Origin of the sequence: Lysobacter sp. Root604, assembly GCF_001427505.1 — a bacterium.
Classification (GTDB): domain Bacteria; phylum Pseudomonadota; class Gammaproteobacteria; order Xanthomonadales; family Xanthomonadaceae; genus Lysobacter.
The window spans coordinates 1,450,551-1,475,128 of sequence record NZ_LMGS01000001.1; the positions used below are offsets into that span (position 1 = coordinate 1,450,551).

A 24,578-nucleotide genomic window follows, 5' to 3' on the forward strand; every position below is an offset into this window, starting at 1 on the left:
CCCGTGTCCGCGCCTGGGTGCGCTAGGCTAGCGACGATGCCCACTTTGCTGATCGCCGACGACCACCCGCTGTTCCGCGCCGCCCTGCGCCAGGCCGCCGCCGATGCGGTGGCCGACACCCAGGTGCGCGAAACCGACACCCTGGACGGCGTGCTGGCCGCGCTGGACGCCGAGCCCGGCATCGACCTGGTCCTGCTGGACCTGCACATGCCCGGCAATCATGGCCTGGCCGGGCTGGCCGCGATCCGCGCCCAATACCCCGGCGTGGCGGTGGTGGTGGTGTCGGCCAACGACGATCCGCGCGTGGTGCGGCGCGCGCTCGACCATGGCGCGGCCGGCTATCTGCCCAAGAGCGCGGGCCTGGACGAATTGCGCGATGCGATCCGCGCCGTGCTTGCCTGCGAGCAATGGCTGCCGGCCTCGCTACGCGCGGCGGTCGCGCGCACCGACAGCGCCAGCGCCGACGCCGACCTGGCCGCGCGCCTGGCCAGCCTGTCGCCGCAGCAGTTCCGCGTGCTGACTCTCGTCGCCGATGGCCTGCTCAACAAACAGATCGCCGATCGCCTGGATGTGCAGGAACGCACGGTCAAGGCCCACCTGTCGGCGATCTTCGACCGCCTGGGCGTGCGCAACCGCACCCAGGCCGGCGTGGTGCTGCGCGAGCTAGAACTCAGCGACCCGGCGCGACAGATCGCGGATTGAGCGTCAATCGTCTACGTTTTCCGCCGCTGCCTGTGGGATCGGCGTAAGCCGCGATAGCGCTACCCCCTGACGCCGCGACCACGCACGCTCGACGTCGCATCTGCGCGCTCCACGCCAATGCGGGCGAATGCGATCTTCCGTCGTCGTCGAGGCTTCGCGATCGCGGCTTACGCCGCTCCCACAGAAAGGGGAGCGGTGCCCGCGATGGGAGCGACGCCGATGGACGTCGCCCCCGGTGCACAGCCTGTGCTCGCGCCTGGATCAGCTAGCGCTCAGCCGCAAGCGCTGCGGCGCGCGGTACTCGCACTGAGTCCGTTTCGCCGTCTCGCAGCTGTGCTTATGCGTCTGCAAGCTCAGCGCCTTGGCGCCGCCGCCGGATCCGCAGTCGGCGAAACACGCCGCGCGTTCGGCTTCGCACGCGGCCGGCGATTCGCCGCTGGCCAGGCAGATGTTGTACAGGCGCACACAGATGCTCTGGCACGACGCCTGCGCGGGCAAGGCCGAAAACAAGCCGACACCCAACGCCAGCGCAAGCGAACACACGGAAGCCGTGGTCTTCATCGTTCCTCTCCTTTGAAACGCGAACCCCCTGCCCCTCGCACCCTACCCCGTGGCGCGCCGCAGGCAAAGCCGCTGCGCGCGCCGCACGCGATTCCTCGACGCAGCGCAAGGAAACCCGCGCATTCACGCTGGCGCCGTTGCGCAGCGCATCATCGCGCCTGGCGTGGCTAGCCGATCTCCAACTCCCGCGCGGCCAGCATGCGGTCCAGCACCGACTTCAGCGCCAAGGGCTTGAGCGGCTTGGTCAGCAGCGACAAGCCTGCCTCGTGCACCGCGCGACGCACCGACTCGCCGCTGTCGGCGCTGAGGATCAGGGTCGGCCGCGGCCCGAACGCGGCGCCCAGGCGCTCGGCCAGGGCGACGCCGGTGTCGCCCTCGTCGAGGTGGTAGTCGAACAGCCACAGCGAGGCCGGATCGTCGTTCATCGCGCGCTGCGCCTGCGCGCCATCGGATGCGGTCGCGACCTCGAAGCCCCAGCGCCGCAGCAGATCGGCCAGGGCCGCCAGCGCCTGCGCGTCGTTGTCGACCGCGAGCACGCGCAAGCCGGCGCGGCCGCCGCGTGCGCGGTGCGCGCCCGCATGCGCGCCACGCGCGGGCACGCGCGCCACCCGTACCGCGAACGCCGTGCCGCGGCCGAGGTGGCTGCGCAAGCTCAGCGGCGCGTCCAGCAGCTGGGCGATGCGGTCGGCGATCGACAAGCCCAGTCCCAGGCCCTGGCCGGGCGCGTCTTCGCCGCGGCGGAACTCCTCGAAGATCGCGGTCTGGTGTTCCAGGGCGATGCCCGGGCCGGTGTCGTGGACTTCGATGCGCAGATGCGCGCCGTCGCGGCGCACGCCCAGCAGCACGCTGCCCTGGATGGCGTAGCGCACCGCGTTGGCTAGGAAGTTCTGCAGCACGCGTCGCAGCAGCTGCGGGTCGCTGTGGATCCAGGCGTCGCTGGCGACGAAACGGAAGCGCAGCCCGCGCGCGGCCGCGATCGCGCCGAACTCGGAGGCCAGCGGTTCCAGCACCTCGGCCAGCGGAAATTCGCGCGGCTGCGGCACCAGGCCACCGGCTTGCAGGCGCGACATGTCGAGCAGGCCGGTGAGCAGATCGCCGGTGGAATCCAGCGCGCCGCTGATCTGGGCCACGGTCTCGCGCTGTTGCGCACCCTGCACCTGCTGCGACAGGGCGTCGGCGAACAGTTGCGCGGCATGCAGCGGCTGCATCAGGTCGTGGCCGATCGCGGCGAGGAAGCGGCTCTTGGCCTCGTTGGCGCGCTCGGCCTCGCCCTTGGCGATCTCCAGGTCGGCGGTGCGTTCGATCACGCGCTGCTCCAGGGTTTCGTTGGCCTGGATCAGCCCGGCCTCGGCGCGGCGGAACGCGGTGACGTCGGTGAAGGTGGCGACGAAGCCGCCGCCCGGCATGGGATTGCCGCGGATCTCGACGATGCTGCCGTCGGGCAGCACGCGCTCGGACAGATGCGGCGTGCCCGCGCGCATGAACGCCAGCCGCCGCTCCAGGGCGCGCTCCAACTGGCCCTGCAAGGGCCGTCCCGATGGTGGCATGCGCTGCAGGGCCCAGCGCGACAGCTCGGCGATCGGGCGCCCGACTTGCAGCAGTTCGGGCGGGAAATCGAACAGCTCGGCGTAGCGCCGGTTCCAGGCCACCAGGCACAGTTGCGCATCGACCACGCTGATGCCCTGGCTCATGTTCTGCAACGCCGCTTCCAGCACGCGCTGATTGAAACGCAGGTCGGCCGAGGCCTCGCCGACGATGGCCGCGACCGTATCCAGGTCACGGCCGGTGTCGCGGCGCGCGGCGTCCAGCAAGACCCGCGCCGAGGCCGAGCCCAGCACCGCGGCCAGTTCGCGCTCGACCCGGTCCTCGATCTGCGCGGCCACCGCCTCGCCCGTGGGCACGCCCTGCAGCAATTGCGCGACGCGCTCGCGCGGCAGGAAACGCAGGCCGGTGTCGCGCAGGGTCTGCACGTCCAGGCCGCGCTGCGCGCGTCGCGGGGTCTCGCGCCGCCACACCGCCGCGATCACTGTCGCCAGCGTGCCCACGAACAGGCTGGCGCCGACCGCGCGCCCCAGCCGGCTCCAGCCGGTTAGCCCGAACAAGCCGTCCGGCGACAACCAGGCGATTCCGAACGGCCCGGTGTCCAGCCAACCGGGGTTCGCGCCGCGTGCCGCCAGCATCATCGGCAGCAACAACACCCAGGCCCAGGCGGCGAAACCCAGCAGCACACCGATCACCGCCGCGCGCGGCGGCGTCTGCGGGCGCCAGACCGCGAAGCCCAAGGCCGGCGCCAGCGTCGCCAACGCCGAGAACGAGACCGCGCCGACGTCGGCCAGCGCCTCGCTGCCGGCGATCAGGCGGCTATACGCCCAGGCCAGCAGCATGATCGCCACGATGCCGCTGCGGCGCAGGGCCAGCACATGGCCGCGCAGATCGCTGCCGTCGTTGCGCGACCACAGGCCGCGCAGCAGGCCCGGCGCGAACCAGTGGTTGCCGATCATCAGGCTCAGGGTCAGCGTGCTGACCACGACCATGCCGGTGGCCGCGCTGAGTCCGCCGAGGAAGGCGAACAAGGCCAGGCCCTCGTGCCCTTGCGACAAGGGCAGCGCCAGCACGTACAGATCCGAGGGCACGCCGCTGCCGCCCAGCAGCGCCTGGCCCGCCTTGGCCAGCGGCAGCACCGGCAGCGCGATCAGCACCAGGTACAGCGGGAACTGCCAGCGCGCGGTGCGCACGTCGCGCTCGTCGCGGCATTCGACCACGCCGACGTGGAACTGGTGCGGCAGGATGAACATCGCCAACGCGCCCAGCAGCACCAGCGGCGCGAACCCGCCGGCCGGATCCGCCGGCGGCGGCGGCGCGGCCGCGGCGGTGGGCGCGTCCAGGCCGAACCAGACGAACAGGCCCAGCGACAGCATCGCCGCGAGCTTGAACACCGATTCGAACGCCATCGCCAGCACCAGGCCGCGGTTGTGTTCGGCGGCGCTGGCGCGGCGGGTGCCGAACAGCATCGCGAACAAGGCCATCGCCAATGCGACGTAGAGCGCGCTGTCCTGCCAGGCCGGCGACGCCGCCGCGTCGGGCGAGCGCGTGGTCAGCATAGCGAAGCTCATCGCCACGGCCTTGAGCTGCAGCGCGATGTAGGGAATCAGGCCCAGCGCGGCGATCAATGTCACCGTCGCGGCCAGCCACGCGTCCTTCCCCAGGCGCGTGGCGATCAGGTCGGCCAGCGAGGTCGCGTTGGTTTCGCGCGCCAGCCGCACCAGCTTCATCATGAAGCCGACCGCGAGCGCGTACAGCAGGATCGATCCCAGGAAGGTCGGCGGCAGCGGCCAGCCGTAGCGCGCGGCCTGGGTCACGGTGCCGTAGAAGGTCCAGGAGGTGCAGTGCACCGCCAGCGACAGCGAATAGATATGCCGCCAGTGTCGCGCCAGCACCGTCGGCCGGCGCTCAGCGTAGAGCGCGGTGCCGAACATCAGCGCCAGCCAGGCCACGCTGGCCAGGGCGACGGCGGTGAGGCTCAGCATGGGCGGGCGCGCGACGGCATCGGGCGAGGATAACGTAGGCCGCGACCGGGACCGGAACGCGGCACGACGGCGATGCCACTTCGCTGGGGATGAGGATCGCGGCTTACGCCGCTCCCACAGAAAGCGGCATGAACGCGGCTTGCGTTGTTCCCACGGAAAGCTGTGCGAACGCGGTTTCCGGTTTTCCCACCGAAAGCTGCGCCGATCGCGACTGCTGGACGAAGCCGGAGGCTCGCCTCCTGTGGGAGCGGCGTGAGCCGCGATCGGGCGCCCGGTCTCCCCAGACGGGCGCCCGACCGCGAACCACAGCCCTCCCCTTGGCCTGCGACGGCGGCGCGGACGCATCCGCTCCGCCGTCGCCGCCGATCAGAAGTCGTAGCGCACCGACAGCGTGTACTGACGCGGCGCGCCGTAGAAGCCGGTGAACACGCCCAGCGCCGAGTTCAGGCTGTAACCGGTGGTGCGGTATTCCTTGTCGGCCAGGTTGGTGCCCTGCAGCGACACCGTCCACGGACCGCCGCTCTTCCAGGTCACGCCGGCGTTGATCAGGCCGTAACCGTCCTGGGTGATCGGCACCGCACCGGTGCGCACGATCTCGGTGGTCGCGACCACGTCGCTCTGGTAGCTGTAGCCCACGCGCGCGGCGAGGTTGCCGCCGCTGGACAGATCGGTGCGGTACTCGACGTTGAGCGCACCGGAGAACTCCGGCGCATTGGTGAATTCCTGTTCCTTGGCGATATTGACGCCGGCATACAGGAACTCGTCGTACTTGGCGTCCAGCCAGGCCAGGTTGCCGGAGATCAGCCAGTTCTGGTTCGGCAGCCACTGGTACTCGACTTCCAGGCCGTCGACCGTGCCCGAGCCGGCGTTGGTGAAGTCGCCGAAGAAGGCATCGTTGCTGCCGTCGCCGTTGCTGTCGTAGGCGGTGAACACCGACAGCTGGATGTCCTTGTACTTGTTATGGAAGTAGGCCAGGTTCAGGAACATGGTCTGGTCCAGGAACGACATCTTGCTGCCGATCTCGTAGCTGTCGACGACCTCGTCGTCGAACGGCTCGGCCGAGCGCGGCACCGCGGTGGCCTGGGCGCGGATGTTGTAGCCGCCGGACTTGAAGCCGCGCGTGGCCAGGCCGTACAGCAGGATGTCGGGCGTGAGCTGGTAGTCCAGCGAGACCTTGGGCGAGGTGTTCTTGAAACCGATGCGCTTGTCGAAACTGGCCGCGACCAGGCCGTTGGGCGTGGTGAAGGTCGCATCGCGGTAGCCGCGGTTGAGCACCTTGGCGCGCTTGTCCTCGTCGGTGTAGCGCACGCCCACGTCCAGCTTGAGGCGGTCGGTCAGATCGAAGGTCCAGTCGGCGTAGGCGGCGATGCTCTTGGTGTAGACCACGCCCTGGGTGTCGCCGAAGGAGAGATTGAAGAAGTTGTTGAGGACCTGGCCACCGGCCTCGCCGTCGAAGGCGTAGATACCCATCACGCCGCGCGCGCGGCCGCCGCCGTCGTAGTTGGCCTGCAGCTCGTGGCTGACCTGCTGATCGCTGTAGAACGCCTTCACGTCGGCGATCTTGTTCTGCAGGGTGTCGAAGTCGATGTTGGTCTCGGTGTCGGACTCGCGCTTGGCCAGCACGTACTTGAACGCCCAGTTCTCGTTGGCGTTCCAATTGACCGTCGCCGAGGCGCCCTTGATGGTGGTGTCGTTGACGTTGGGCATGCCGTTGCGCACGTCGTAGCGGCTGTCCAGCGGCTGTGTGCCCGGGGCGAAGCGGTTCGCGGCCAGCATCTTGGCGCCGCGCACGCCGGACTGGTCGTCCATCCAGTCGAACGCGAACTGGATGTTGAGGTCGTCGTTGACGTAGGCGCCGAGCTGGCCGCGCAGGGCCAGGATTTCCTTGTCGCTGACTTCGGCGCCGGTCACCACGTTCTTGCCGAAGCCGTCGCGGTTGAGGCTGGCCACCGCGATGCGGCCGCGAAGGGCGTCGTCGCCGCCGATCGGGCCGCCGATCGCGGCCTTGACGTCGAGCTGGTTGTAGTTGCCCACCGTCACCGAGGCGAAGCCGTCGAACGAGGTCGGCAGGCCGCGCGAGATGTACTTGATCGCGCCGCCGATGGTGTTCTTGCCGTACAGCGTGCCCTGCGGACCGCGCAGCACTTCGATGCGGTCGACATCGAGCACATCCAGCAGAGCGCCCTGCGGCCGGGCGATGTAGACGTCGTCCATGTAGATGCCCACGCCCGGATCCACGCCCCACAGCGGATCGGACTGGCCGACGCCGCGGATGTAGGCGGTGATGGTGCTGCTGGAGCCGCGCGCGGCGTAGATGGTCAGGTTCGGCACCTGCGCGTCGAGATCGCTGAGGTCCTCGACGTTGAGGCGGTCCAGCGAATCGGCGGTGAATGCGGTGACCGCGACCGGCACCTCCTGCAGCGTCTCCTCGCGCTTGCGCGCGGTGACGGTGACCGAGCCCAGGGTCTTGGCCTGGTCGCCTTCGGCGGCGGGCGCGGCGTCCTGGGCCCAGGCCGTCGGCGCCAACAGGGCGCAGGCGATGGCCAGACTCAGACTGCGACGGCTCATGGTGGTGCGTGCGATCACGATGTTCTCCTCCCCAAGGTGACGCCGGCGGCGGTACGACCCGACAGGCGGCGGACGGGCATTCCCGTCATGCGGCACAGACTAGGAGGCGGCCGCCGCGGGCGGCAGCTGTACCTTCGGACAATGCCCCTGCGCCGCCGCGATGCGGACACTGCGCCCTTACGCGTGGGCCTCCGCCCGCGGACGGGATTGGGGCTGTTCAATGGATTTTCTGATCGTGCTGGCCGCGTTGTGCTTCCTGATGTTCGTGGCCTACCGCGGCTACAGCGTGATCCTGTTCGCGCCGGTGGCGGCGCTGGGCGCGGTGCTGCTGACCGATCCGGCCCTGGTCGCGCCGATGTTCACCGGCCTGTTCATGGACAAGATGGTCGGCTTCCTCAAACTGTACTTCCCGGTGTTCCTGCTAGGCGCGATCTTCGGCAAATTGATCGAGCTGTCCGGCTTCTCCAAGGCCATCGTGGCCGCGACCATCCGCCTGCTCGGGCGCGAGCGCGCGATGCTGTCGATCGTGGTGGTGTGCGCGCTGCTGACCTACGGCGGCGTGTCGCTGTTCGTGGTGGTGTTCGCGGTGTATCCGTTCGCGGCGGAGCTGTTCCGCCAGAGCGACATCCCCAAGCGTCTGATCCCCGGCACCATCGCCCTGGGCGCATTCACCTTCACCATGGACGCGCTGCCGGGCACGCCGCAGATCCAGAACATCATTCCGGCTTCGTTCTTCGGCACCAACGCCTGGGCCGCGCCCTGGCTGGGCACCTTGGGCGGCGTGTTCATCCTGATCCTGGGCCTGAGCTATTTGAACTGGCGCCGGCGCAGCGCGCTCAAGGCCGGCGAAGGCTACGGCGAGCAATTGCTCAACGAGCCCGCGCCCTTCGTCGGCGGCAAGCTCGCCAATCCCGCGCTGGCGATCCTGCCGCTGCTGCTGGTGGGCGTGTCCAACAAGCTGCTGACCGCATGGATCCCGGCCTACTACGGCGCCAGCCACAGCTTCGACCCGGCAGTGATCGGCAACACCGCACCGGTGGTGCAGGACGTGGCCAAGGTCGCGGCGATCTGGGCCGTCGAAGGCGCCCTGCTGATCGGCATTCTCAGCGTGCTGGCCTTCGCCTGGAAGCCGGTGATGGCCAGCTTCGCCGAGGGCACCAAGTCGGCGATCGGCGGCGCCCTGCTCGCGGCCATGAACACCGCGTCGGAGTACGGCTTCGGCGCGGTGATCGCGGCGCTGCCCGGCTTCCTGATCGTCGCCAATGCGCTGGGTTCGATCCCGAACCCGCTGGTCAACGAAGCCGTAACCGTGACCGCGCTGGCCGGCATCACCGGCTCGGCCTCGGGCGGCATGAGCATCGCCCTGGCCGCGATGTCGGAGACCTTCATCGCCAACGCCAACGCGGCCGGCATCCCGATGGAAGTGCTGCACCGGGTCGCGGCCATGGCCTCCGGCGGCATGGATACCCTGCCCCACAACGGCGCGGTGATCACCCTGCTGGCGGTGACCGGACTCAGCCATCGCCAAGCCTACAAGGACATCTTCGCGATCACCCTGGTCAAGACACTGGCGGTGTTCGTGGTGATCGCCCTGTACTACTCGACCGGGCTGGTCTGAGGCGCTCGCGTCTGTTGTAGGCTGGCCGCATCCGTCCCGACCGCAGGCCGCTATGCCGCCCACCACCTCCGCACCCGATCGCCGGCGCGCGCGTAACGGCCACGATATGCGCGGCATGCAGCGCCTGACCATCGACGCGATCACCGGCGTTACCGACCTGGTCGAGGCCATGCACGCCAACATCAGCGCCTTGCCGGGCGTGCTCGGCAAGCCCGCGGCGGGCCCGGCGCCCGGCATCGCAGGCCTGGTCTACCGCAGCGTGCGCGGGGTGACCCGCTTCGTCGGCGACGGACTCGATCTGGCCTTCGCCAAACTCGCGCCGTTGCTGGACGTGGTGCGCCCGCCGCCGCAGCGCGAGGCCGTGGTCGCCGCGCTCAACGGTGTGCTCGGCGATCATCTCGACGCCACCGGCAACCCGCTCGCGATCGAGATGCGCCTGCGCCACGACGGCCATGCGCTGACGCTGCGTCGCGACGCCCTCGCCGACGCCGTGCCGGAGGCCGGCGGCAAGCTGCTGGTGCTGGTCCACGGCCTGTGCATGAACGATCTGCAGTGGCGCTACAACGGCCACGATCATGGCGCCGCACTCGCGCATGACCTGGGCTATACGCCGCTGTACCTGCACTACAACAGCGGCCGCCGCATCTCCAGCAACGGGCGCGAGTTCGCCGCGCTGATGGAGCAGTTGCTGATGCAGTGGCCGGTGCCGGTCGAACGCCTGAGCATCCTCTGCCACAGCATGGGCGGGCTGGTCGCGCGCAGCGCCTGCGTCGCCGCGCAGGAGCAGCGGCAAACCTGGCTGGCGCGCCTGGACCGGCTGGTCTTCCTGGGCACGCCGCACCAGGGCGCGCCATTGGAGCGCGCGGGAAGTTGGGTCGACGCGCTGATCGCGCTGAGCCCCTACACCGCGCCGTTCGCGCGCTTGGGCAAGGTGCGCAGCGCCGGCATCCAGGACCTGCGCCACGGCAACGTGCGCGACGAGGATTGGCGCGACCGCGATGGCGACGGGCGCGAGGACGGCCGGCTACCGTCGCCGCTGCCCAAGGGCCCGCTTTGTTATGCGATCGCTGCTAGCACCACCGCCCGGCCCAGCGACGGGGACGAACTGCCCAAGGGCGACGGTCTGGTGCCGGTCGCAAGCGCGCTGGGCTGGCACGAGGATCGCGCCTTCGATCTGCGTATTCCGAAGACGCGCCAGCGCATCGCCTACGGCGTGCATCACCTGGAGCTGCTCGGCGACGCCGGCGTCTACCCTCAGCTGCTGCGCTGGCTGGCCTGAGCGGCGCGCTCAGTCGGCGCGCGGCACCGCGTCCCAGGCCAGGCCCAGGGTGAATCCGCGGCCCGCACCGGGCTCGAAGTAGCGCGCGTTGCCCTCGTTGACGATCACCGAGCCCACGTAGTCGCGATCGAACAAATTGTCCACGCGCGCGAAGCCGCGCCAACCGCGCGCGTTGCGCGGACGCCAGTCCAGGCGCAGCCCGTAGCGCGCGTTGCCGGCGACGCTGTCGGTATTGCGGTCGTCGACCGCGATGCGGTCGCTGAAACGGCCTTCCAGGGCTGCATCGAAGACGCCGTCGCGCGAACGCCAGACGATCTCTGCGTACCCATCCGCGCGCGGCACGCCCGGCACCCGATTGCCGGCGGCGACCGTGCGCGTGGCGCCCTGCACGCGATAGCTGTAACTCTGCTCGAAGCGCGCATCGATCCAGTTCACGGCCAGCGCGTAACGCCACTGCGCGCCCCACGCGCCCTCCAGCCCCAGCTCCAGGCCGTCGCGACGGGTGCGCCCGGCGTTGGCGAAACTAGCGCGGCCGCCACGGCTGTCGGCGGGCACGATCTCGTGCTCGCCCTCGACCCGATACGCGGCCACGCTGACGCGGCCGCCGGCGTAGCGCCAGCGCAGACCGAGCTCGGCGCTGTCGTAGCGCGCCGGGCGCAATTCGCGATTGAAGCCGGCACTGCCGTCGGCACGATAGGCCAGTTCGGTCGCGGTCGGCGTCTCGAAGCCGCGACCGACGCTGGCGAAGGCCTCGCCGCGGCCGAACGCGCGCGCCACGCCCAGCGCGGCCGAGGTTTCCCGATAGTCGGCGCCACCGCTGTCGTCGCCGTTGCCCGGCGCGAAGTAGCGGTCTCGGGAACGGAACGCCAGACGCGCATGACGCAGCGCCGCCAACACGGTCCAGTCCTGGGCCGGTGCGTAGTCGCCGATCGCGTACAGCTCGCGGTCGGAGATGCGGTTGCGCTCGTCGCGGCGCAGGCGGCCGCGCACGCCCAGACGGTCGCCGACGAAGTTCTCGTAGCCGCGCCGGTCTTCGTCCAGGCGCGCCCACTCGACCCCAAGCGCGAACGCGCCGCGTGCGCCGCGCCAGCGGTGCCCGGCATCCACGCCCAGCGACCCGCGGCCCAGATCGATCACGCCACCGGCGCTGCCCGGCGCTGCCTGCGCCGCCACCGGCAGTGCAAGGTACTGCAGCACGTCGCGCTCGATGCGGTAGCCGCCGATCCAGACCTCGCGCCCCGGCGCGTAATCGCGCTGCCAACGCAGGCCGGCCTGACGGTTCTCGATGCGCTTGCGGGTATCGAACAACGACGCGACCGCATCGGTGCCATGCGCGTCGGCGCGCAGGCCGGCGCGGTCCAGGCCCAGCGGGTCCTGGGTGTCGGGCTGCGACAGCGAGTTCAGCACCAGGCGGACGCGTTCGCCCTCGCGCGGCGCCCACTCGGCCACGGCATCGAACTGCGAGCGTTGCGCGGCTGCGTGCGCGCGTTCGCCGTCGGTCTGAAAATAACTGGCGCCGACCCGGCCGCGCCAGCGTCCGTCGTCGCTGACCGCGTCGGCGACCGCGCTGGCACGCGCGCTGCCGTGATCGCCGCCCCAGGCCTGCAGGCTGGCGCCGCGCAGGCGCTCCAAATCGGTCGCGGCCACGATCGCGCCGCCGGCAGCGTTGCCGTACTGCAGGGCCAGGGGGCCGCGCAGCACTTCGATCCGGTCCAAGGCATCCAACGGAAAGTTCGCCGCCTGCCCCTGCCCGTCCGCGGCCGAGGCCGGAATGCCGTCGACGACCAGGCGGATGCCGCGGATGCCGAAGGTCGAACGCGCGCCGAAGCCGCGGCTTTGTATCTGCAGGTCCTGGGCGTAGTTCTGGCGATCCAGCACGCTGATGCCGGGCACGCGCGCCAAGGCCTCGGACAGGTTCACCTGACGCTGGCCCGCACGCAGGGTGTCGCCGTCGATCGCGGTGACCGCGCCTGGGAACGTGGATAAAGGGCGCCGCGGCGCGACCACCTCGACCGTGTCCAGGGTGCGCGCCTCGCTGTCGGCTTGCTGCGCCCAAGCCGGCGCGGTCGTCGCACCCAAGGCCAGGGCGCAGGCTATCGCCAAGCGCTGCGGTGGCGCGTATGGAGGTGCCCAAACCGAGGCCGATACGGGGAGTGACATGCGATTGCGATCCGAACGGGTGCGGGCATGATGCCATCCCGTCCGGACCGCGCCTGCCGACGACGTCACGTCATTGTCGGCGCTCCCATCGACCGCGCTGGGCGACGACGGCCTACTCCTTGTCGCCCTTCAAATCGAAGCAGTGCTTGCCGGCTGGATGCGGCCACTCGCGCCCGTACCAATTTTCGTTGCCCTCGACAGCCGTGTCGGTATCGAAATTGGCGCACAAGCGATAGGCCAGACCCGTGCCCGGCTCGTAGACATAGGGCGCGCCATTGACCGGATCGGCGTAGTCCAGACTGATGCCGGGCTGCCCGGCCAGGGTCTTCAGATCCGCCGGCAGACGTTCGTGCTTGGTCACGTAGTCGGCCACCGCGATAGTGATGACGTTGAAATCCTGCACGCGGCGTTGATCCAGACGGATCAGCCGCTGCGTGCCCGGCCCGCCTGTGATCCACAGCGCCGTCGCCACCGCCGCGACCATCACCGTAGCGGTCAGGAACAGCAGCCCGCGTCCCACCGCGCGCCCGCCAGGGCCCTCGGTCTCCTCACGCCGCAGATCGCGCAGGTAATAGCCGAACACCGTGCCCGCGATCGCCGCGACCACCAGCACCTTGAGCACGAAGCGCAGGCTGAGTTCGCCGTCGAGCAGGTTGTAGACCAGCGCGGTCATATCGCCGATCAGCACGGAAGCGGCGACGAACAGGGTCAGGTACGTCAGCCAACGTCGCACCGGCGACAGCCGCTTGATCGGATAGCGCACGACTTCGCGCGCCAGATAAGCGCTCACGAAGGCGAACACCGGGAAGGCGATGATGACCGCCGCCACCGACCAGTGAAGCTCCGGCCCCACCCGCATCTGCATCAGTTGGCGGGCCGGATCCACGGGGTCCGCCAGCCAATGATCGATCAGATCGAACAGCAAGCTGCCCAGATTGAAGGCGACGAAATACAAGGTCGCGAACAGCACCAGGTAGAGGAAAGCCTCGCGCGCGGACAGCGAGGCGCGCGGCTTCGGCACCGGCACCACGAAGCCCACGTCGGCATAGGCGTCGAGCACGCCGCGCGTCTGCTCGGCGGTCCAACCGGCCTGGCCCAAGGCCTGCGCGATCGCCTCCTTGGACTGGCCGCGCAACAGCGCCTCGCGTACGAACAGCTCCAGTTCCTGGGTTCCCGCCGCCATGCCCCGCTCTCCCGATATGGACGAGGCGAATCTAGCAGCTTCGCCGCGGCACCCGGCGACCATCGTCGGGGTCGAGCATTACGCTACCGGCGGGCACCGACGGCGCTACGCTGCGTCGCTGGCCCCGGCCTCCACCCGATTCTGCGCGCAGGCCATCCACCGCCCTTGCCCAGAGACGAAGACAGCGCGAAATCGCGCCAACCCGGTCCGCGTTGAGTCCGTACGAATCGCAGGCCCATAATCGGGAGCGACTCGACGGTTTAAGGTTTCGCTAGCGCGCAATTCCCTGGTAGAGGAGGAAGACCGGCATGAGTCTCTCGCATATCGCCCCCCTGGCCGTCTTGCTGGCGCTGGCGAGCGGCGCCACGGCGGCGCCCGATGCCGGCGCGCGCGAGGCTCGCAAGCCGGCTTGCGAGCTCGATGCGTATGCCAAGGACACCGATCCCAAGGGTCTCAATGTCCGCGCCGGCCCCTCGATCGACGCCCCCATTCTCGCGACCTTGCCGGGCTGGAAGCCGCCCGGGCCCGATGACGAGTTGGAAGGACATCTCCCGGTAGGATTCACCATCGTCGAGGCGCGCGACGGCTGGGTGCGCATCGCGAACGTGTCGATACCGGACCCCGACAGCGGTGCCCATCGGGCCTCCCCGATCAGCGGCTGGGTCAGCGGCAAGAAGGTCGGTTACGCCCTGCAGACCGAGGTCGGCTTCGAACGGCCCGATCCGACCAGCCCGGTGGCGATCCGCAGCGACGACTGGATCCGCCTCGACGACGCGATCGGCATCAGCGACTGCTCGGGAGAGTGGGCGCAGATCGCTTACGGCGATCGCAAGTCGCCGCAGCGCGCCTGGTTCCGCGGCCTGTGCGGCTTGATCGAGACCACCTGCGATGGCCGCCTCGGCGACGACAGCGAGGATCATGCGGCGGCCGATGCGAACGCAGCGGACGACGCTCCCAGGCCTTGAGCGAACACGACACAGCGAACGCGCAAAAGAAAAGCGGGCCGTAGCCCGCTTTTCTCTAGTCCAGCATGGTGCGCGGCGATTACTCGGCCACGACGCCCTCGCCTTCCTCGACGGCCTTCATCGACAGGCGGATGCGGCCCTGCTTGTCGACTTCCAGCACCTTGACCTTGACCACGTCGCCTTCCTTGAGCTTGTCGCTGACCTTCTCGACGCGCTCGTTGGAGATCTGCGACACGTGGACCAGACCGTCCTTGCCCGGCAGGATCGTCACGAAGGCGCCGAAGTCCATGATCTTGGCGACCTTGCCTTCGTAGATGCGGCCCGGCTCGACGTCGGACACGATCTGGTCGATGCGCGCCTTGGCGGCTTGCGCGGCGGCGGCGTTGACCGAAGCGATGACGATGGTGCCGTCGTCCTGGATGTCGATCTGGGTGCCGGTTTCCTTGGTGATCGCCTGGATGGTCGAGCCGCCCTTGCCGATCACTTCGCGGATCTTGTCCGGGTGGATCTTCATGGTCAGCAGACGCGGCGCGTACTCGGACAGCTCCGAACGCGAGGTCGTGATGGCGTTGGCCATCTCGCCCAGGATGTGCAGACGACCGGCCTTGGCCTGGCCCAGCGCGACCTGCATGATCTCTTCGGTGATGCCCTGGATCTTGATGTCCATCTGCAGGGCCGAGATGCCTTCGCTGGTACCGGCCACCTTGAAGTCCATGTCGCCGAGGTGATCCTCGTCGCCCAGGATGTCGGACAGGACGACGAAGTTGTCGCCTTCCTTGACCAGGCCCATCGCGATGCCCGCGACCGGCGCCTTGATCGGCACGCCGGCATCCATCAGCGCCAGCGAGCTGCCGCAGACCGAGGCCATCGAGGACGAGCCGTTCGACTCGGTGATTTCCGACACGATGCGAATCGTGTACGGGAACTCTTCCATGGTCGGCATCACGGCGAGCACGCCGCGCTTGGCCAGGCGGCCGTGGCCGATTTCGCGGCGCTTCGGGCCCATCATGCGGCCGGCTTCACCGACCGAGTAAGGCGGGAAGTTGTAATGGAACAGGAAGTGTTCCTTGTACTCACCGGAAACGGCGTCGATGATCTGACCGTCGCGCGCGGTGCCCAGGGTGGCGACCACGATGGCCTGGGTTTCGCCGCGGGTGAACAGCGAGGAGCCGTGGGTACGCGGCAGCACGCCGACGCGCGAGGCGATCGGACGCACGGTGTCGAGGGCGCGGCCGTCGATGCGGACCTTGGTGCTGAGCACCGAGTTGCGCATGGTCTGGTACTCGAGCTCGCCGAATTCCTTCGACAGTTCCGAGCTGCTCCAGCCGTCGGCTTCGGCGCGGCCGGCCAGACGCTGCATCACGTCCTTCTTGATCGCGCCGATGGCGTCGCGGCGCTGCAGCTTGTCGCGGACCTGGAACGCGGAAGCGAGCTGGTCGCCCACGGCTTCCTTGAGCGCGCCGATCAGGGCGTCGTTCTTCACCGGAGCTTCCCACGAGGACGGCTTGGTGCCGGCTTCGACGACGAGCTCGTTGATGACGTTGATGACCTTCTGCATCTCGCGATGACCGAACATCACCGCGCCCAGCATGACGTCCTCGGACAACATCTTGGCTTCGGATTCGACCATCAGCACCGCGTTGGAGGTGCCGGCGACGACGAGCTCGAGCTCGGACTCGGCCAGCTCGGAAGCGGTCGGGTTGAGCAGGTACTGACCGTTCTTGTAACCGACCTTGGCGGCGCCGATCGGACCCTGGAACGGGGTGCCGGCCAGCGCGAGCGCGGCCGAGGCACCGATCAGGGCCGGGATGTCGCCGTCGATTTCCGGATTCATCGACATGACCGTGGCGATGATCTGGACTTCGTTACGGTAGTCCTCCGGGAACAGCGGACGGATCGGACGGTCGATCAGACGCGAGATCAGCGTCTCCTTCTCGGTCGCACGGCCTTCGCGCTTGAAGAAGCCGCCCGGGATGCGACCGCCGGCGTAGAACTTCTCCTGGTAATCCACGGTGAGCGGGAAGAAGTCCTGGCCCTCGCGCGCGCTCTTGGCGGCGACGGCGGTCACCAGCAGCACGGTGTCCTCCATCTTGACGATGACGGCGCCGCCGGCCTGACGGGCGATTTCGCCGGTCTCCAGGGTCACCTGATGGTTGCCGTACTGGAAGGTCTTGGTAATTTTTGCCACGTTGGGTTCCTTCGGTTCGATACGTTCCGGTCGAGGCCCTTGCCTCACCCGGTCGGCCGCCGTAACGGCCTGCGGTTTGGTGTGCACCCTGGCCGGAGCGTCCGCCCTGGCCGGTCACGCGGTCCGGACTGCCGGACCTGGGCCGAAGCGGACTGGACCGGAGCGGTCCTGGGCCGATCGGCTGGCGCTGCATCCTGCATCGCCGCGGGGCGCGGTTCCGAAGATTCCGGTCCCGCAAAAGAAACCGCGGCGCATCGCTGCGCCGCGGTCGGTATCGGTTAGCGGCGCAGACCGAGCTTTTCGATCAGGGCCTTGTAACGCTCGTTGTCTTTGCGCTTCAGGTAGTCGAGCAGGCTGCGGCGGCGGTTGACCATCTGCAGCAGGCCGCGCCGGCTGTGGTGGTCTTGCTTGTGCAGCTTGAAGTGACCGGTGAGCTGCTCGATGCGAGCGGTGAGCAGGGCGACCTGGACTTCCGGCGAACCGGTGTCGTTGGCGCCGCGCTTGTTATCTTCGATGACTTTGCTGGTGTCGATGGACATGATGTTCTCTTCGATGCGTGGCCTGCAGAAGCGAATCGGTCGCGGCCTTGCCGCTCCGACGCACCGCCTGGCTCGCCGTTTGCTATTGGATAGGGATGCCGTTCAAGCGCGAGTACTAGCGAAGTGCTTGAAAAGCGGCGGAATTGTACCAGCCCGCGGCGGCGAATGCGAATGAGTTGGGACCGAGTCCGCGATGAGCGCGGGCCCCATGTGCGCGCCGATCGGGGCCAGCAGCGGCCGCCTGGCGGCAATCCAGCTCGCGCCGCGCTGCCGCATTCAGCTTCAGCGAGGCGCTCTGGCGCCTGAGTGCCGGGCCCAGCGACCTGCTCCGTCCAGGCATTGCGGGCCCGTCACGCGTCGCCCTGCCCGGTCCAACGAAACGAATCGCCGGTTCAGCCGCCGGTATCGGCCGGCGGCTCCGTGGCGGCGGCCGCGCCCGGGCTGCCGCTCAAGACCGCCCAGCGGAACAAACGCTGCGGCTGCAGACGCTGCCGATCGTCACGCTGGCCCAGGCCCAGGCAGCGGCCGTCCTCGCCGAACACCGCGACCAAGGCCGGCTCGCCTTCGGCGCAGTCCACCGACTGGCCATAGCCGATCCGGCGCTGGGCCTGTGCGTCCAGCTGCACGCGCTCGAACCCGGCCAGGCCGGCCTCGATCGGCAGCAGGCAGGCGTCCAGCGCGGCCTCGCCCTGTTCGGCCAGGGCGCGCAACTCGTCCAGGGTGATCATGCGCGGCTGGGCGAAGGGTTCGACCCAGAGCCGGCGCAGCGCGGCCACGTGCGCGCCGCAGCCCAGGGTTTCGCCGAGGTCGCGGACCAGGCTGCGCACGTAGGTGCCGGAACCGCATTCGACGTGCAGGCGCAGGCGCGCGCCGTCGCGCTCGATCACGCGCAGCGCATGCACGCTGACGTCGCGTTCGGGGGCCTCGATGGCTTCGCCACGGCGGGCCTTGGCGTACAGCGGTTCGCCGCCCTGTTTGAGCGCGGAATAGATCGGCGCGCGCTGGCGGATCTCGCCGCGCAGAGGCGACAGCGCCGCTTCGATCGTGGCCTCGTCCAGTTCCGGCACCGGCCGCTCGAGCAGAATCGCGCCGTCGGCGTCGTCGGTGTCGGTGACCGCGCCCAACACGGCTTCGGTTTCGTAGGCCTTGCGCGCGCCCAGCAGCAGGCCGGCGATCTTGGTGGCTTCGCCGAAGCACAACGGCAGCAAGCCGGTCGCGAGCGGATCCAGGCTGCCGGTGTGGCCGCCCTTGTCGGCGCGGAACAGATGGCGCACCTGCTGCAGGGCCTGGTTCGAGCTCAGGCCCGGCGGCTTGTCGAGCAGCAGCAGCCCGTCTAGGGCCCGGAACACGGTGCGAGGCTTCTTGCTCATGCGGGCATTGTAGGAGCGATGGCGGCCGGCACCAGCCCGGCTGGCGGGTACTGGGGCGCGACGGAATGGGGAGGGATCGCCTACCGCCCCGCTGTGGGAGCGGCGTGAGCCGCGATCGCGAATCCGCGACCGCATAGCCAGTGGGTAACCGATTGAGCACCGATCGCGGCTCACGCCGCTCCCGCGGGAAGCGGGCGCGGCGCGAGGTCGTTCGAGAGGAACTCAGTCCTGTCCGGACTCCGGCTCCTGCGGCGGCAGATCGCGCAGCAGGTTGTCGATGCGTTCGCCGCGATCGACCGAGTCGTCGTAGTGGAAATGCAGCTCCGGCACATGCCGCAGCTTCATCGCCTTGCCGAGCTGGAAACGCAGCTGCGGCGAAAGCAGCTTCAGCGCCTTGACCGCTTCCTTGGAGCGCTCGGCCTGCAGAGCGGTCACGAACACCTTGGCGTGAGCCAGGTCGCGCGTGACCTCGACATCGGACACGCTGACCGACGGCAGGGCGTGCTCGCGCACGGCCTCGTGGACGATCCGGCCCAGCTCGCGACGGAGCTGGGCGGAAACGCGATCGCTGCGATAGAACGTCTTCTGCGCCATTTCGATTACAGCGTGCGCTGCACTTCGATACGCTCGAAGCACTCGATCTGGTCGCCCGGCTTGACGTCGTTGTACGCCTTCACGCCGATGCCGCACTCGGTGCCGTTACGCACTTCGTCGACGTTCTCCTTGAAGCGGCGCAGGGATTCCAGCTCGCCCTCGAAGACCACGGCGTTATCGCGCAGCACACGGATCGGCTTGGAGCGCTTGACCACGCCCTCGACCACCATGCAGCCGGCGACCGCGCCGAACTTGGAGCTGCGGAACACGTCGCGCACTTCGGCGATGCCGATGATCTCTTCGCGGATCTCGACGCCGAGGATGCCCGAAGCCACCTGCTTCACCTGGTCGATCACGTCGTAGATGATCGAGAAGTAACGCAGGTCGACGCCGTTGCCCTCGATGATGCGGCGCGCGGAGGCGTCGGCACGGACGTTGAAGCCGATCACGGTGGCCTTGGCGGTGGCCGCGGCGTTGGCGTCGGACTCGGTGATGCCGCCCACGCCGGAGCTGATCACGTTGATGCGGATCTGATCGTTGGACAGCGCCATCAGCGACTGGCGCAGCGCCTCGACCGAACCCTGCACGTCGGCCTTGATGACCAGGTTGAGGCTCAGCTGGCCCTCGCCCTTGCCCATCTGGGCCATGATGTCTTCCATGCGGTTGCCGGCGGCGGCGACCAGGCGCGATTCGCGGCGCTTGGTGTCGCGCTGCTGGGCGACGTCCTTGGCCAGGCGCTCGTCCTCGACCACCACGAAATCGTCGCCGGCGTCGGGCACGCCCGACAAGCCCAGCACCTGCACCGGAATCGACGGACCGGCGAACTCGACCTGCTTGCCGTTCTCGTCGAACAGCGCGCGCACGCGGCCGTACTGCACGCCGCAGACCAGGTAGTCGCCCTTCTTGAGCTGACCCTGTTGGACCAGCACGGTGGCGACCGGGCCACGGCCCTTGTCGAGCGAGGATTCGATAACCGTACCGGTGGCGCGACCGACCGGCACCGCGAGCAGTTCCAGCACTTCGGCCTGCAGCGAGATCGCGTCGAGCAGATCGTCGACGCCGTCGCCGGTCTTGGCCGACAGCTCGACCATCTGGGTGTCGCCGCCGAACTCTTCGGCGACCACCTGCTCGGTCAGCAGTTCGTTCTTGACCCGCAGCGGATCCGCGCCGGACTTGTCGATCTTGTTGATCGCCACGATCAGCGGCACGCCGGCCGCCCGCGCATGCTGCACGGCTTCCTTGGTCTGCGGCATGACGCCGTCGTCGGCGGCCACCACCAACACGACGATGTCGGTCAGCTTGGCGCCGCGCGCGCGCATCGAGGTGAAGGCCGAGTGGCCGGGCGTGTCGAGGAAGCTGATCACGCCGCGAGCGGTTTCGACGTGGTACGCGCCGATGTGCTGGGTGATGCCGCCGGCTTCGCCCGAGGCGACCTTGGTGCGGCGGATGTAGTCCAGCAGCGAGGTCTTGCCATGGTCGACGTGACCCATGATCGTGACCACCGGCGGACGCGCGACGCGGTCGCCCTGTACTTCCTCGGCGTGCGCGATCAGCGCGTCCTCGGCGGCATTGACGTTGGTGCGGACGACGGTGTGGCCGAGTTCTTCGGTCACCAGTGCGGCGGTGTCGTAATCGATGCCCTGATTGATGGTCGCCATGACGCCCATCTTGAACAGCGCCTTGACCACGTCGCCGCCCTTGAGGGCGAGCTTCTGGGCCAGGTCGGCGACCGTGATGGTCTCGCCGATCGCGACTTCGCGCACGATCGGCGCGGTCGGACGGGAGAAGCCGTGGGCGCCGCCGCCGGAGCGGCTCTGCTCGGCCTGACGACGCGGCTTGGACTTGCCGCGCGTGCTGCTGGTGCGGCGGGCGCGGTCGGAGGCGCTCAGGTGCAGCTGACCGGCGAAGCGGTTGGCGGCATCGTCGTCCTCGACGCCGGCGACCATCGCGTGCGAGCCGCGGGTCTTGTGGCGCGGGTTGTTGCGGTCGTCCACGCGGGCCGGTTCCGGACGCGCGGGCGCCGGCTTCGGATGGCCGTGGCCGTGGGTGGTCGGCGGCTTGCGCACCGGCGCTTCGTCGTCCTCGGCCGGCACGACCGCGCTGACGTCGGCGAGCTTGGCCTTCTGCTCTTCCTCGGCCTTGGCGCGCGCAGCCTCTTCGGCTTCGCGGCGGGCGGCATCGGCGGCTTCGGCGCGACGCTTGTCGACCTCGGCCAGCTTCTGCTGCTCGGCGAGGTTGCGCTGCTTGGACTCTTCGAGCTTGCGCAGGATCTCGGCGCGCTCGTCGGTCGGGTCGCCCTGGGCCTCGTTCGGCTTGACCAGGGTGACCTTCTTGCGCACGACCACGTCGACGGTGGTGCGGTTCTTGCCGCCACCGACGGTGAGTTCCTGCTTGCGGCTGCGGTTGAGCGTGATCTTCTTCGCCGCTTCGCTCTCTTCGGCGGGCTTGTCGACCTTGCCGTGCGAGCGCTTCAGGAAGCCGAGCAGCTTTACTTTCTCGATGCTGGTCACGACCTGGTCGGGGCCGCTGAAGCTCATGCCGGCCTCGGCCAGCTGCTCCAGCAACTTCTCGACCGGCGTGTTCACCAGTTCGGCCAGCTTGCGGATGGTGGTTTGCTGCGACATTCGGTGTCCGTTTCCTTCGTGGCGCGGGACGCATCCCGCGCGTGATGGCGCCATTCTAGCCCCGCCCAGCGCCCAACACCTCGGCGCCGCGCAGACCCGGATGGCCTGCCCGCGGACCGGGCCCATGCCCGGTCCAGCGAAGCCGGATCGGGGCGCTAGCCGCGATCCGGGGTGCCGGAAGACGCCCGCCAGGGACCTCTTCCGACCTGAAGCTAAATCCTCACTCGAACCAGTGCTTGCGCGCTTCCATGATCAGGGCCGCAGCGCGGGCTTCGTCCATACCTTCGATATCGGTCAGCTCGTCGGTCGCCAGGTCCGCCAGATCGTCGCGCGTGACCACGCCGCGGCCGGCCAGGACATAGGCGAGCTCGTCGTCCATGCCTTCCAGCGACAGCAGATCCTCGGCCGGCTGGTGCTCGTCGAGCTCTTCCTCGGCGGCCAGGGCCTCGTTCAGCAGGGCGTCGCGGGCGCGGGCGCGCAGTTCCTCGACGATGTCCTCGTCGAAGCCTTCGACCGCCAGCAGCTCGCCGACCGGCACGTAGGCGATTTCCTCGACCGTGCTGAAGCCTTCCGAGACCAGGATGCCGGCGATTTCCTCGTCGACCTCCAGCTTGTCCTGGAACAGCTGGCGGGCCGAATTCTGCTCGGCCTCCGACTTGGCGGTGACCTGGTCCTGGGTCATGACGTTGAGCTGCCAGCCCGACAGGCGGCTGGCCAGACGCACGTTCTGGCCGCCCTTGCCGATCGCCTGGGCCAGACGGTCCTCGGCCACGGCCAGGTCCATCGAATGCTTTTCCTCGTCGACGATGATCGACTGCACTTCCGCCGGCGCCATCGCGTTGATGACGAACTGGGCCGGGTTGTCCGACCACAGCACGATGTCGACGCGCTCGCCGTTGAGCTCGTTGGACACCGCCTGCACGCGCGAACCGCGCATGCCGATGCAGGCGCCGATCGGATCGGTGCGGTTGTCGTGCGCGAGCACGGCGATCTTGGCGCGGTCGCCCGGATCGCGCGCGCAGGCCTTGATCGAAACCAGGCCCTGGCCGACTTCCGGCACTTCCAGCTTGAACAGCTCCATCATGAATTCCGGAGCGGCGCGGCTGATGAACAGCTGCGGGCCGCGCGGCTCGGTGCGCACGTCGAACAGGTAGCCGCGCACGCGGTCGCCGGCGCGCAGCACGTCGCGCGGGATGCCCTTGTCCTTCGGAATGATCGCCTCGGCGTTGCCGCCCAGGTCGACGTAGATGTTGCCGCGCTCAACGCGCTTGACGATGCCGGTGACCAGCTCGCCGACGCGATCCTTCCACGCGTCCACGACCTGGGCGCGCTCGGCCTCGCGCACGCGCTGCACGATGACCTGCTTGGCGGCCTGGGCGGCGATGCGGCCGAAGTCCGGGTTCTCGATCTGCTCTTCGATGTAGTCGCCGACCTCGACGCCCTCGACCTCGTCGACCGCATCCATCAGGCGCACCTGGCGGTCGGGCGACTCCATCACCACGTCGTCGGCCACGACCTCCATGCGGCGGAACGTTTCGTAGCTGCCGTCCTTCTGATCGATGGAGACGCGCACCAGCACGTCCTCGTCGTGATAGCGCTTCTTGGCGGCGGACGCCAGCGCGGCCTCGATGGCTTCGAAGATGACCTCGCGCGGCACGCCCTTTTCGTTGGCGACTGCGTCAACTACCAGCAACAGTTCCTTGCTCATCTCGTCACTCCGCACGGGTCGGCTCGCGGGCCGCCGGCTCTAGGGTTGGTTAATGCTCGTTGGATAGCGATCGTTACGAAGCTTTGGGCTTCGTCGGTTTGTTCTTGCCGTCTTTCGGCTTGGGCTTGCCCGGCTTGGTCGGCGCCAGGCCCAGCGCGGCCCAGTCCGGCACCAGCCGCGCCTTGTCGATATTCGAGAACGGCACGCTGAAACGCACGCCATCGATCGCGAACACCACCTGCGTGCCCTCCACGCCGACGATCTCGCCCTGCAGCCTGCGCCGGCCTTCGTGCGGCAGCTTCAGGCCGACCTTGGCGGTCTGACCGGCGAAGCGCGCGTAATGGTCCAGCGCGAACAGCGGGCGGTCGATGCCCGGCGACGACACTTCGAGGGTGTAGTTGCCGCTGATCGGGTCTTCGACATCGAGCTGCGCCGACACTTCGCGGCTGACCGCTTCGCAGTCTTCGATGGTGACCAGACGCGGCTCGCCGTCGGCGCCGCTGGCGTCGTCGGCGGGCACGTCGATGTACAGGCGCAGCACCGCGCTGCCGGGCGACGGCAGGTATTCGGCGCCGAGCAGCTCCACGCCCAGCGAACGAATCGTCGGGGCGAGCATCGCGGCGATTTGGACTGCTTTATCCGACACGCGCATGACTCCTGCGGCTTCGGTCGATCGACGGCGCTTGCGGGATCGACCGCTGGTTGAACGTTGTTTGCGAAATCCGAACGCGAAAAACAACAAGGGGCCCGGTGGGCCCCTTGTCCGTACAACTGGATTTCGGTGTGTTGGCGCGAGCAGAGCGCCATCACAAAGCCCGACCTGGTTCGAAAAGAAAGCCCCGGTGAAGAGGCTTCTTGCGACCGCCGTTGAACCGGCGGCTTCGAACCAAAGCTGGTAGCGGGGGCAGGATTTGAACCTGCGACCTTCGGGTTATGAGCCCGACGAGCTGCCAGACTGCTCCACCCCGCATCAGGCCGACCATCATAACGGC

16 protein-coding genes and 1 tRNA gene are annotated in these 24,578 nt (G+C 68.9%); 4 read left to right on the top strand and 13 right to left on the bottom strand.

All coding sequences use genetic code 11. The features are described 5' to 3' along the window. Positions 1–36 precede the first annotated feature (36 nt). The gene (locus ASD69_RS06660; protein WP_056175361.1) at positions 37–702 is read left to right on the top strand and encodes a response regulator transcription factor; all 666 of its coding nucleotides are present in this window, start codon (positions 37–39) and stop codon (positions 700–702) included. A gap of 261 nt (positions 703–963) precedes the next feature. On the opposite strand, the gene ASD69_RS06665 is transcribed toward ASD69_RS06660, so the two are convergent. The 3 genes from ASD69_RS06665 to ASD69_RS06675 all read right to left on the bottom strand — a co-directional run bounded on the left by ASD69_RS06665 (position 964) and on the right by ASD69_RS06675 (position 7,358). Further along, positions 964–1,263 carry a hypothetical protein gene (locus tag ASD69_RS06665; protein ID WP_056175364.1) on the bottom strand — a complete coding sequence of 100 codons (300 nt, stop codon included), beginning with the start codon at positions 1,261–1,263 and terminating at the stop codon, positions 964–966. A gap of 167 nt (positions 1,264–1,430) precedes the next feature. Continuing rightward, entirely contained in the window at positions 1,431–4,790 is a 3,360-nt protein-coding gene (locus ASD69_RS06670) for a PAS-domain containing protein (RefSeq protein WP_056175366.1), read from the bottom strand. A gap of 366 nt (positions 4,791–5,156) precedes the next feature. After that, positions 5,157–7,358, bottom strand: coding sequence for a TonB-dependent receptor (locus ASD69_RS06675; protein WP_056175369.1), 2,202 nt, complete (start codon positions 7,356–7,358; stop codon positions 5,157–5,159). A 220-nt stretch (positions 7,359–7,578) separates the two neighbouring features. On the opposite strand from ASD69_RS06675, the gene ASD69_RS06680 reads away from it, so the two are divergent. Continuing rightward, positions 7,579–8,976, top strand: a complete 1,398-nt coding sequence (locus tag ASD69_RS06680; protein WP_056175372.1) for a GntP family permease — start codon at positions 7,579–7,581, stop codon at positions 8,974–8,976. 52 nt (positions 8,977–9,028) lie between these two features. After that, on the top strand, positions 9,029–10,255 hold the full coding sequence (locus ASD69_RS06685) for a hypothetical protein (RefSeq protein ID WP_056175375.1): 1,227 nt from the start codon (positions 9,029–9,031) through the stop codon (positions 10,253–10,255). A gap of 9 nt (positions 10,256–10,264) precedes the next feature. Here ASD69_RS06685 and ASD69_RS06690 read toward each other — a convergent pair whose 3' ends face one another. Further along, entirely contained in the window at positions 10,265–12,415 is a 2,151-nt protein-coding gene (locus ASD69_RS06690) for a TonB-dependent receptor (RefSeq protein WP_082576306.1), read from the bottom strand. Positions 12,416–12,527: 112 nt separating this feature from the next. After that, a complete protein-coding gene (locus tag ASD69_RS22345; RefSeq protein WP_200943945.1) occupies positions 12,528–13,598 on the bottom strand; it encodes a DUF5671 domain-containing protein in 1,071 nt (356 codons plus the stop codon). A 308-nt stretch (positions 13,599–13,906) separates the two neighbouring features. On the opposite strand from ASD69_RS22345, the gene ASD69_RS06700 reads away from it, so the two are divergent. Then, positions 13,907–14,563 (top strand): SH3 domain-containing protein, encoded by a 657-nt coding sequence (locus tag ASD69_RS06700; protein ID WP_056175380.1) that lies wholly within the window; start codon positions 13,907–13,909, stop codon positions 14,561–14,563. 79 nt (positions 14,564–14,642) lie between these two features. Here ASD69_RS06700 and pnp read toward each other — a convergent pair whose 3' ends face one another. The 8 genes from pnp to ASD69_RS06740 form a co-directional block, all read right to left on the bottom strand. Next, positions 14,643–16,751 carry a polyribonucleotide nucleotidyltransferase gene (pnp, locus tag ASD69_RS06705; RefSeq protein ID WP_056175384.1) on the bottom strand — a complete coding sequence of 703 codons (2,109 nt, stop codon included), beginning with the start codon at positions 16,749–16,751 and terminating at the stop codon, positions 14,643–14,645. Between the two features lie 278 nt (positions 16,752–17,029). Further along, positions 17,030–17,290: a 30S ribosomal protein S15 gene (gene rpsO / locus ASD69_RS06710; protein ID WP_055899718.1), complete on the bottom strand. Its 261-nt coding sequence runs from the start codon at positions 17,288–17,290 to the stop codon at positions 17,030–17,032. 392 nt (positions 17,291–17,682) lie between these two features. Next, the gene (gene truB, locus ASD69_RS06715; RefSeq protein WP_082576307.1) at positions 17,683–18,660 is read right to left on the bottom strand and encodes a tRNA pseudouridine(55) synthase TruB; all 978 of its coding nucleotides are present in this window, start codon (positions 18,658–18,660) and stop codon (positions 17,683–17,685) included. A 222-nt stretch (positions 18,661–18,882) separates the two neighbouring features. Next, entirely contained in the window at positions 18,883–19,254 is a 372-nt protein-coding gene (rbfA, locus tag ASD69_RS06720) for a 30S ribosome-binding factor RbfA (protein ID WP_056175386.1), read from the bottom strand. 5 nt (positions 19,255–19,259) lie between these two features. Beyond that, positions 19,260–21,878: a translation initiation factor IF-2 gene (gene infB, locus ASD69_RS06725; RefSeq protein ID WP_056175389.1), complete on the bottom strand. Its 2,619-nt coding sequence runs from the start codon at positions 21,876–21,878 to the stop codon at positions 19,260–19,262. Positions 21,879–22,098: 220 nt separating this feature from the next. Next, a complete protein-coding gene (gene nusA / locus ASD69_RS06730) occupies positions 22,099–23,586 on the bottom strand; it encodes a transcription termination factor NusA (RefSeq protein ID WP_056175393.1) in 1,488 nt (495 codons plus the stop codon). A gap of 73 nt (positions 23,587–23,659) precedes the next feature. Then, positions 23,660–24,232 carry a ribosome maturation factor RimP gene (locus ASD69_RS06735; RefSeq protein ID WP_056176671.1) on the bottom strand — a complete coding sequence of 191 codons (573 nt, stop codon included), beginning with the start codon at positions 24,230–24,232 and terminating at the stop codon, positions 23,660–23,662. Between the two features lie 247 nt (positions 24,233–24,479). Continuing rightward, positions 24,480–24,556, bottom strand: a tRNA-Met gene (locus ASD69_RS06740). Between the last annotated feature and the right edge of the window lie 22 nt (positions 24,557–24,578).